Source organism: Hymenobacter sp. IS2118 (genome assembly GCF_000715495.1).
Lineage (GTDB): Bacteria > Bacteroidota > Bacteroidia > Cytophagales > Hymenobacteraceae > Hymenobacter.
In genome coordinates, this window is sequence record NZ_JNLX01000066.1 from 64,610 (window position 1) to 74,577 (window position 9,968).

A 9,968-nucleotide genomic window follows, 5' to 3' on the forward strand; every position below is an offset into this window, starting at 1 on the left:
CGGCGCTCTTGAAGGCTGTATCTGGGACAAAAAGAGGTGTTGGTGGCGATAGTGCTATTGCGCCCTGTTTTCTTGGTTGAATTGAGAACAGCACGTTTGTTCTGTGTTAGCGGGCCGGTATAAGAGGAATGTCTTATTATAAAAATAGTAGCATAAAATAGTAAAAAAGTGCAATGCCATTTTTTGGCGTTTGTGCTCTTTTTTACTGTTTTGTTTGTCTGCTTTTCGTGCCTCTGATGGGTTTTATACCATCTCTAAAAGCCTCCTTTTGAAAGAAAACTACATAGTAGGAATTTTTACAGATTGTCCTTTAAAAAAGACAAAATAGTTTACTATAAGGAGTGAGGGGTATTAAAAGGAGTTTTACCCCCACTGGGGGTTCTGATTAAAAGGAGTTTTACCCCCACTCAAAAACCGATTAAAAGGAGTTTTACCCCTACTCTTGAAATGATTAAAAGGAGTTTTACCCCCACCTATTAGGAGTTACTAAATTTCTACTCCTTTTATTTCGTGTTACTTTGGTGCTCTCTATCCCCAACGGTCTCTCCCGCTTTTGGAATCTAGCTGCTATGAGTAACAAGAAAGTGACGGCTGCCTCGCTGCCGTTAGGGCTCATTTACGAGCCGCAACACAAGGAGCTGGTGAAGCAGCACTGGAACGTGACGTTCTCCCGGCAGCGAAAAATGAGCGTGCTGGCCAAGCGCATTATGGCGCGGGTGCTCGACCAAATCCGGGACGATGACTTTGAGCTGCGGCCCTTCTACCAGCTGCGCATCAGCGACGTGGTGATTGAGGCCGGCGTGAAGCCCGAAACCGTGTACAAGGAAGTAGAGGGCGCTATCCTGGAGCTGTTGGCCGTCATCTGGACCTTCAAGAGTCCGGACTCGTCGGAATGGCGGGCCCGGCACCTGCTCGACACCAGCAAGGACGAAACGGCCGGGTACAAAAACGGCATTATATCGATACCCCTGAACCCGGCGCTGTCCGACTATTTCATCAACGTCGCCCACTACACCAGCTATCAGCTCTCGCACTACATGCGGCTTAAAAGCTGGTACTCCATGCGGTTCTTTGAGATTCTGTCGGCGTTCAAGGACACCGGCGTTTGGGAAGTGACGATTGAGGAGTACCGGACGCTGATGGATTGCGGCCCGGTGCTGGATAAGCGCCAGCAGCCCAAAAAAGACAAGACTGGCAAGGTGCTCATGAAGTACCCGCTGGCAAAGGACTTGGTCCACTACACTACCAAAGAGCCCCTGGAGGAGCTGGCGGAAAGCGACGTGGCTTTTACCATGCAGCCCGTCTACGAAGCGGAGCGGGCCACCCGGGGCCGGCCCAAGATTGTGCGGCTACGCTTTGAGTTGAATCAGAAGCAGCAAACCAAGATTCCTACCTCTTGGCTCGCCGACCCGATTACGGCCGCGCTCATTGAGCGGCTGCGCGCCTGGAAGGTCACCGACCGTAACATTGCGCTTCATGCCCCCACCCTGGGCCGCGAAGGGGTCAAGAAGATTCTGCGGGAGTGGGACCTGAAAGCCATTCACCCGACGGACCGCATCAACAGCAAGGAGAAGTACTGCAACACGGCTATCTCGCGGGCGGCGAAGCAGCTGCTGGCCGAGCAGAAAGCCGAAGCGCTGCAGGTCCGCAAGGACTTACAATTAGGTCTGTTTGCTACGGCGGCAGATAATTCTTAGCCTATTCTAAAAGCATTTTTCAGCCGGGCGGACTTAGGGGTAGCACAAGAGTAGGAACAGAAAATATCGCTAGGCCATTTCGCTTAACGACGCTTCCCAGTCCGTGAGGGCGCGCAACGGGCGTAACTGCCCGGCCGCAACCGCTTCCGGCAGCGTGAAGTCGTAGCGGCCCAGCATGTTGACGTGTTCGTGCAGTAACGGCGAAAGGCGGGCTACGTCGTCTGGGTTCAGGTTCCCTTCGGTTTCTTGCCACTGTTCCAACGCCTGCTGCAAATAGCGAGTGTTCCACAGCACCAAGGCGTTCACGACCAGGCCCAGCGCGCCCAACTGGTCCTCCATGCCCTCGCGGTAGCGTTGGCGTAACTCGCCTTTCTTGCCGTGGAAGACGGCACGGGCCAGCGCGTGGCGGCCCTCGCCGCGGTTGAGCTGCACCAGGATGCGCCGGCGGTAGGCCTCGTCCTGCACGTAGGCCAGCAGGTAGCGCGTCTTCTCCACCCGCCCGAATTCCGCCATCGCCCGGCCCAGGCCCGAGAGCGAACCCGCCCGCTGCAACGTGCGCATCACGGCGGTGGCTTTGACCTTGCCCAGCTTGAGCGAGCCCGCCAGCCGCAGCATGTCGTCCCAATGGTCGTGAATGAGGCGGGAATGGATGACGTGCCGGCCCAACTCGTTGAGCGGGCCGTAGTCGTCCTCTTTGTTCAGGCGCCAGAAGCGCTGGTCCGAGAGGTCGGCCAGCCGGGGGCTGAACCGGTAGCCCAGCAACGCAAACAAGCCAAAGACGACCTCGCTGTAGCCGTGCGTATCGGCCATGATTTCGCGCGGGTCCAGGTTGGTTTGCTGCTCCAGCAGTCCGGCCAGGATGAACAGGGAATCGCGCAAGGTGCCGGGAATGACGATGCCGTGAAAGCCCGTGAACTGGTCGCCGGTAAAGTTGTAGTAGGTCACGCCGCGCTGCGAGCCGTAGTATTTGCGGTTCCACCCGGCATGAAGCGTGCGCACGGGCACCACGAAACGCATGCCATCGGCCGAGGCGACTTCGCCCCCGCCCCAGGCCTGGGCCAGGGGTAACCGGGCTTGCCCGTCCACCAGACGGGCGTTGGCGGCGGCAAGCGTTTCCGCCCGCACGTAGTTTTGTTGCACCCAGGACAAGCGCGGCAGCGTCAGGGCGGGCACTTCGGGCCGGGCCACTGCCTTTAGGCCAATGTTGCAGGCTTGCGCCAATAAAACGGCGCAAATGCTCAGCGGCAGGTCGAGCGCTTTGGTTTGTCCATCGGCCACATGCGTGAAGGCCCCGGTTAAGTCCGTGAAGGCATCGACTTCCAACAGCAGCGCCGCCAGCTCCACGCGGGGCAACTGCCCCGCCAGCTGCTCGCGCAAGTGCGTCAGGCTGGCTGGTTCCTCCTGCGCCGACAAGGGGCTCACCCGCACAAAAGGCTGCCCGTCCTGCTGCACCACCTGCAGCGCCGTGTTGTGCGGCAGGCTTTCGCCCACTCCCCTGTAGGCGGCCCGTAGCTGTGCCTGGAGCCGAACCAGTTCCACGGCCGGGTCGAGGGAGCGGTCCAAGGCGCGGGCCACCGCCTCCCGCGCCGCCTCCCAGGCCTCACCTTGCAGCAGTTCCGCCCGCGGGTCGCCGTAGCGCTCACTTGTCGCAACGAATACCTCCCGGCGACGCAGGGCCTGGTGCAGCCGGTCCAGCACGCAAAGGGTGTACGCCGCCGGGTTCACCTCGTCTTTGCCGGGAAACACCCGCCGCGCCCAGCTTTTGGGCACGAGGGAGCGGGGCGCCGCCGCCCACTTCGGCCGGCCCCGCCCACCGGCTTCCTGGGCCTGTAGGAAGCGCCACGCGTCGAGCAAGGGTTTGGCCGACGGAGCGCCCTCGAAAGTAACGCCCGCCAGCAAGGTCGGCAGGAACCGGCGCACCGTCGCGTAGCTGCCGCTGAGCGCCTGGAACTGTGGGTCGTCTGCGGAACCGGCCAGCGCCTGCACTGCGTCAGCTGCTGCCCGCAACGGGGCTTCGCCGATGCGCCCCAGCACTTGGTTCCGAATGTGGGCTTCGGGAACGGATTCGTCCAGCAGAATACGCACCGCTTGGTGCAACACTAGCGCGGCCTGGTCTAGGTCCTTGAGGGAACGGAGCCGTTCGCGGCGGCGCTTCGTTTCGCCCCGCAGGGCCAGCGACGTCATCAGCCCGTCGAAGAGGTCCAGCACATCGTCGGTGGCCGTGCGTTCGAGGGCCTGGACAAAGGCGAACAGCGTGGCCAGGCGGCGTTCCTCCCCCATGCGGGCCAACGTCTGCCCCCAGGCCACTTGGGCGTGGCGGGCCAGCCGCACCAAGCGGGCTTCGGGCAAGTCGTGGAGCGAGATGTCCCCGACACCCAGGGCGCGCACGTGGTCCAGCCGTCCCAACGCGGCCACCAGAGCAGGGCCGGAAACGCGGGTGGGCGCGGTACGTAACGCTTCCAGTCGGGTGAGCCGCTGGCCAGGCGGCACGACCAACAGCGATTCCAAGGCCTGCTGCTGCACCGGGTTCAACCGGTTACGGAGCTGGCGGTAGAGGTGGCGGCCGGTGCGCTCGCGCACCCGCGCAATCAGGCGAGCCAGCACCGTCACGCCGGGCAGTACGACGCGCTGGGCCACCAGGTGCGCGGTCGCCAAATCGAAGAGCACGCTGGGCCGCACGGTGCTGGTGAGCACCTGGGCGTAAAGCCAGCGGGCCAGGCGGAACGCCTGGCGGCCGTCAAAGGGGCGAAAACCCAGATAGGCCACCACCTGTACCTGGTGGTCGTGCAAGGTGTTCGGCCGGGTGTACTGGTCGCTCCAGGTATCGGCCGTCAGGTGCAGTTGCCGGGCCAGGGTTTGTACCACAACGGCCGGAACCTGCGTGGGAACGGGCAGAAACGTGCCCAAAAACCGCAACGTACCCAGCTGCACGGCGCACCCGAGTTGGGTGTAGGTTCGGCGGTAGCCGGCCAGAAACTGGATGTCCTGCGGGCTCAGGTAAAAGAAACGGGCCAGTTGCTCCGGACTGGGGTCGGCGGGGTAGCGCCCGTAGCGGGCGGCCTGCTCGTCGCTAAGGAATTCAACGGGCATGGCAGCGGATGACAGCGTTGCGCAAGGGCGGAAGCCGTCTGGTCATCGTTCCCACGCTAACCGCCGAAGCCGCCTGTATCACCTTTGGGTTGGTTTTCGATGGTGCTGGCGGGCTTATTGTTCCCCAGAAACCAGGTGAATCCCAGGTAGCCCACGCGCGTTTCGTATTTGGTTCGCAGGTCGGCGGCAAGCCCATCGGCCGCGAGTTGCGTGTACTGGCGGCGCGTGTTGAATACGTCACTCACGCGCAGGGTCAGCGCGGCCCGGTCGCGAAAGAGGCGCTGGCGGAGGGCCACGTCAACCCCGTACACCTCCAGCAAGCGGCCTTGCGGCACCACCAGCGGCGCGCGGTAGTTGCCGCTGAGCTGCACGGCCAGCGTTTTGGTGGGGTTGAAGGTGTTCAGGACATAGGCCGTGCCGGTGAAGTTGGCCCGGGTCCCCTCGCCGCTGAAGCTGGCTACTTGGTTGCGGTAGTAAGAGCCGTTCGCCGTGAGCTTCCACCAGGGGGCTATGGTTTGCGTCAGCGAAACCTCCAGCCCGTAGCTGGCGGTGTTGCCAAAATTGGCGTAGCTGGTGCGGGTGATGAAATCGGGCTGGCCGCTGAGGCGGGTCGCCAGCGTATCAATGGTGCGCAGGCTTTGGATGGACTGGCTGGCAAAGCGCCCGAACAGGGTCGTGCTCAGCGTCGTGGTCTGCCAGGCTACCTGGTGCCCCAACTCCGCGACGTGCACGTACTCGGGGCGTAGGTCGGGGTTGCCCACCACGTAATTGCGGGCATCCAAATAAATGGGCAGCGCAATGATTTGCAGGAAATTGGGCCGGTTTAGCCGGCGCGCGTAGCTGAACTGTAGGCGCTGGTCGTGGGGCAGCGTGCGCGCCACCGTGGCTGAGGGGAAGACGTTGAGAATCCGTTGGCGGGCCGAGCCCGTGGGCAGCACCTGGGCCTGCAGGCCCGTGTATTCGGCCCGCAGCCCGCCCTGGTATTCCCACGCACCCGACTTGTGCTGGTAGGAACCGTAAGCCTGCGGAATGAGCTGCCGGTACTTGTACCGGAACGAGCCGGCTTCCTGCCGAATGAATTCGGCGCCGGTCGTCGGTTGCACCGAATAATCGGCCGAGCCGGGCGTCACCATGAGGTCTGTTTTCACCCCCGCTGCCCAGCCGCGCTTGTCGTCCAGGGGATGCACGTAGTCCACTTGCGCCGAAGGCATCTGAATGGTGACATCCAGTAGTTGCTGGCGGGCGTTGCGCGAATAGCGGGCGGGGCCATCCAATACGCGCTGCTGGGTCGTGACGGTGCCCCCATCCAGAAGGTACGTGGCGCTGGCCGTCAGCACCCGGCCGGGGTAAGCGGCCCACGTGCGCCGGTAATCGCCCGAGACGCGGGCGTTGTAGAGGTTTTCTACCTGCGAATTCTGATTTTGCAGGTCGATGGTGGGGGCAAGGCCGTCGGTGAGCCGGGTGGTAAAGTCCTGCGCGGTCTGGTTGTCCTGTTTGTAGTACTGGGCCGTGAGGGACAGGCGCTGCTGGTCGCTGGGAGCGTAGCCAACACCCAGACGCCCGCCAATTGCGGTTTGGTCGCGGGTGCTTCGGCCCGTCTGGTCGGTGCGGGTGGTGCTGCCGTCTACCGTAGCGACCTGCTGCAAGGACGAGCTGCCCCGAAAGAGATTGTCCGACCCGTCAACTCCCCCAAAAAAGTTGATGTTGCCGACCTTGCGGTTCAGGTTGAGGGACGCCGTGTATTTGTCGCGGGTGCCCATCGTAACCAGCGCATCGCCGTTCCAGCCATCCTGGGTTGGTTTTTTCTGCACCAGATTGATGATGCCCCCCGTGCCTTGGGCCGAATACTGCGCGCCGGGATTGGTAATGACTTCGATGGTTTCGAGGCGGCTGGCCGGCAGCTGGTCGAGGCGCAGGTTGGGGGGAGCTGGCTTGCCGTCGAGGTAGAGCGTGACGCCCGGGTTGCCCCGCAGGCTCACTTGCCCGTTTTCGTCCACCGCCACCGAGGGTACTTTCTGTAGCACATCCGCCGCCGTGCCGCCCGCGCTGTTGAGGTCTTTGTCCACGTTGAGCACGATTTTACCCAGCTCGTTGACCAGCGCCGCTTTTTCGCCCTGCACGACCACGCCGCCCAGCTGCACGGCGGCGGCCACCATCCCCCACTCCCCCAAACGGACCACCGGGGTAGTGGCGTCCATCGTAGCCGGACGGCGGATAGAACGGTAGCCCAGCGCCTCGGCCCGCACCAGGTAACGGCCCAACGCGAGGTTGGTCAGCGCAAAGGTGCCGTTTTCCGCGGTTTGGGTGTTGGCTACCAGGGCCGAGTCGGACACCCGCAGAAGCAGCACATTGGCAAAAGGGAGCGGTTGCCGGGTTGCCTGGTCCAGCAGCGTACCGGAGACTTCGCCCAACGTCTGCGCACGGAGCGGACTAGGCAGTAGGCCCGCTACGAAGAACACGAGCCCCCAACACCACCCCCCGCCTCGGCGCACAGCCGATGTGCCATCAAGAAGTTGACGCAACAGCTGCATGACAGCTCTTTTAACATTCGGCATAAGAAATTGACTGACAAGGTTTATTGCAATACAAGCTACCAGGCAATACCTAGTAAATTGAGCTGAGAATACCGGCTGATTCATCGGGGTTTGGAAGTAAGATGACAGAAAAAGAAAAGGAGATGAGGCAGTAATTTCCCTCGCGTACTCGCTGCCCTCGCGTTCGAAACTAACGAGAATAGGGGGTTACGAGGGGTTACTTCGCTTGTCGGCGCAGGAATAGATAGTAAGCCAGGAAGCCCAAGGCGGTGCTGAACACTAGGATGATGACGGAGTGCAGGCCCAGGGGTAGGTACCAATTACACGCCGTGAGCCCCGCGCCAGTGCTCAGGAGCAACGCGACCCACTTCACCACTTTGTTTAGCTCGTCCTGCGGGCCGGGCAATAGGCGCTCGACCACGCTTTCCGAAATGATGGCCGTATCAACTATTTTGTTTTTTAGTAAGTAATTAAGTACCAGTTTAATGGCTGCCAAAACGAAGTAGCCGAGCAGGAAAAGGGCGATGGCTGGAAAAATGACCCGTCGCGCAATCTCCACCGCGTTGGCATCAAGGGTCGGTAGCAGGGCCGATTGGGCCGATGCTTCCCCGGCGGTCAGGCAGCAAAACAGCAGCAACAGAAACCTTTTCATAAGTCGGGTTGGGGGTAATACCGCATGAGACCGGTCAGCGCCAGTCAGGTTGCAAAAAATCAAGAAAAAGTCAGCAGGCGCATTTGCTGGCGGTGCCGGGTCAGCAATTCCAGGCATTGCCCGGCCACGACCAAGCCCGTCACGGCCAGCAGCCCAGCCCCTAGCCCGGTGCCCAAGCTTTGTAAAATCGGTACCAGCTGGCCGCCAAATACGGCCAGGAACGCCACCACCACCGCCAGCACGAGGGCGGCCACTCCGCTGAGCACCCAGGGAAAGGCGGGCTGGGGCCGGGGCAACTGTGCCAGGACGCTCGCCGTGAGGTCGAAAGCGAAGACCGGGGGCGGCAGGTGGGCGGCGGCCGTGAACAGATGCTGGTACGTAGCCACCCGGCCCTGACACAAGCGGCAGCCGCGCAGGTGTGCTGCCTGGGAGTCCGGCAGCAAGGAGGTGGATTCCGCCGCTTCCTGAAGGGCGCGCTCGGTGAGATGGGGGCTGGTCATAATTCGTCTCGTTTATAAGTGGCCAATAGCTGTTGTTTTAGCTGTTTCCGCGCCCGAAAGAGGTAGTTTTTCACGGTCCCGTCCGGCAGAGAGGTTATCTGGGCAATTTCCTCGTAGCTCAGTTCCTGCTGGTGATACAAGGCAATCAGGGTGCGGTAGAGCGGGGGCAATTGCTCGATGGCCGTGCTTAAAATACCGGCCAGGTCTTGGTCAAAAAGGGCCGCTTCCGGGTCGTAGTCTGGCCCGGCCACTAAACCGAAGGGGGGACTACGGCCTTCGTCCGACGAGTTGTCCGGCTTGTGCTCCGACAAGTCCACTAGCACCAGTTGCTTCTTTTCCAGGTAATGCAGGCACGTGTTGTAGGCAATCTGACCGACCCACGTGGAAAGCTTTGCTTGAAACTTGAACCCGGCCAAATGCTTAAAAACCTTCAGGTACACTTCCTGCGCGACATCCGGACGGTCCGCGGGGTGGCGAATCATTTTGAATACCATCTGCGTGACCAGCCCCTCCGTGCGCTGCACGATTTGCCCAAAAGCCGCGGTATTTCCTCCCAGCACCTGCGCCACAAGCTGCTGGTCGGTCACGGGGAAGGCGGGCAGTTTGCTCATCTAGGCATGAGACCGGTCAGTCGGAATGATGTTGCATAAAGACTTTTTTCGGCAGTCACTCCGTTTGCGAAAAAGCGTTTGTGCAGGCGACTCAAGCCGGCGTACGGGTGCCGCCAGTGGGTACATCCAAGTGCGCGAGGTACCGGTAAATCGTCGCTCGTCCCACGCCCAGCAGTTGTCCGATTTCCGCCACCGTTTTGTCCTGTTGCAAGTAAAGCGTCTTCGCCGCCTGCGCCTTGGAGAGGGCTTCCTTCGAGAGGCCTTTGGGCCGACCGCCCTGTCGTCCCCGCGCCCGGGCAGCCGTCAGTCCGGCCTTGGTGCGCTCGCGGATAATGTCGCGCTCAAACTCGGCCAGTGAGGCGAACAGATTGAACATAAGCCGGCCCTGCGCCGTGGTCGTATCCAGGTGGTCCTGTAGGCTGACGAAGTGGATGCCGTTGTCTTGAAACCCCGTCACCAACGTGACTAGGTCCTTCAGCGAACGGCCCAGCCGGTCCAGCTTCCAGACCACGAGCGTGTCGCCGGGCCGCAGCCGGGCCAACAGGTGTTGGAGTGCCGGACGCTCTTTCACGGATGACACTTTTTCCTGGGCCACCTCGGCACAGCCGTAAGCCTGCAAGGCATCGGTCTGCAGGTGCAGCTGCTGGTCGGAGGTGCTCACACGGGCATAGCCGAAAATCATGGTAGTTTTTCTCAGGAAGTCAACGGAGGCGAAGATAGCGAGTCGTTGATTGGTGAGAACAGGAAATGAGACAATCTTTGGTCGCTTTTCGGGGCGCAAAGCAGGCCAGGCGGGTGGGCCGCTAAAACGGCCGTATTTTGAGACAGCCGACCACGCAGTTTTCCCCTACCGATACTTTCTGTTCCTACTCTTGTGCTACCCC

Annotated in this window: 7 protein-coding genes; 1 reads left to right on the forward strand and 6 read right to left on the reverse strand. The window is 61.3% G+C overall.

What is annotated here, in order from left to right; genetic code table 11:
• Nucleotides 1-569 precede the first annotated feature (569 nt).
• Nucleotides 570-1,697 carry a replication initiation protein gene (locus tag GM79_RS05005; protein WP_051718536.1) on the forward strand — a complete coding sequence of 376 codons (1,128 nt, stop codon included), beginning with the start codon at nt 570-572 and terminating at the stop codon, nt 1,695-1,697.
• A 69-nt stretch (nt 1,698-1,766) separates the two neighbouring features.
• Here the strand turns inward: GM79_RS05005 and GM79_RS05010 are convergent, their stop codons facing one another.
• From GM79_RS05010 to GM79_RS05035, 6 genes are all read right to left on the reverse strand, one after another.
• A complete protein-coding gene (locus GM79_RS05010; protein ID WP_035560189.1) occupies nt 1,767-4,787 on the reverse strand; it encodes a Tn3 family transposase in 3,021 nt (1,006 codons plus the stop codon).
• A gap of 56 nt (nt 4,788-4,843) precedes the next feature.
• Nucleotides 4,844-7,198, reverse strand: a complete 2,355-nt coding sequence (locus GM79_RS05015) for an outer membrane beta-barrel protein (RefSeq protein WP_035560191.1) — start codon at nt 7,196-7,198, stop codon at nt 4,844-4,846.
• Nucleotides 7,199-7,538: 340 nt separating this feature from the next.
• Nucleotides 7,539-7,973: a hypothetical protein gene (locus GM79_RS05020; protein WP_035560193.1), complete on the reverse strand. Its 435-nt coding sequence runs from the start codon at nt 7,971-7,973 to the stop codon at nt 7,539-7,541.
• Between the two features lie 59 nt (nt 7,974-8,032).
• Entirely contained in the window at nt 8,033-8,473 is a 441-nt protein-coding gene (locus GM79_RS05025) for a hypothetical protein (protein WP_035560194.1), read from the reverse strand.
• Nucleotides 8,470-9,084 (reverse strand): RNA polymerase sigma factor, encoded by a 615-nt coding sequence (locus tag GM79_RS05030; RefSeq protein ID WP_035560196.1) that lies wholly within the window; start codon nt 9,082-9,084, stop codon nt 8,470-8,472. The genes GM79_RS05025 and GM79_RS05030 overlap by 4 nt, the downstream gene beginning before the upstream one ends.
• Nucleotides 9,085-9,175: 91 nt before the next feature.
• Nucleotides 9,176-9,766 carry a recombinase family protein gene (locus GM79_RS05035; protein WP_035560197.1) on the reverse strand — a complete coding sequence of 197 codons (591 nt, stop codon included), beginning with the start codon at nt 9,764-9,766 and terminating at the stop codon, nt 9,176-9,178.
• Nucleotides 9,767-9,968 lie beyond the last annotated feature (202 nt).

What these genes read in the sequence shown, in the direction of transcription:
- GM79_RS05005 (WP_051718536.1), top strand. Translation starts at nt 570, where the DNA reads ATGAGTAACAAGAAAGTGACGGCTGCCTCGCTGCCGTTAGGGCTCATT.
- GM79_RS05010 (WP_035560189.1), bottom strand. Translation starts at nt 4,787, where the DNA reads ATGCCCGTTGAATTCCTTAGCGACGAGCAGGCCGCCCGCTACGGGCGC.
- GM79_RS05020 (WP_035560193.1), bottom strand. Translation starts at nt 7,973, where the DNA reads ATGAAAAGGTTTCTGTTGCTGCTGTTTTGCTGCCTGACCGCCGGGGAA.
- GM79_RS05025 (WP_035560194.1), bottom strand. Translation starts at nt 8,473, where the DNA reads ATGACCAGCCCCCATCTCACCGAGCGCGCCCTTCAGGAAGCGGCGGAA.
- GM79_RS05030 (WP_035560196.1), bottom strand. Translation starts at nt 9,084, where the DNA reads ATGAGCAAACTGCCCGCCTTCCCCGTGACCGACCAGCAGCTTGTGGCG.
- GM79_RS05035 (WP_035560197.1), bottom strand. Translation starts at nt 9,766, where the DNA reads ATGATTTTCGGCTATGCCCGTGTGAGCACCTCCGACCAGCAGCTGCAC.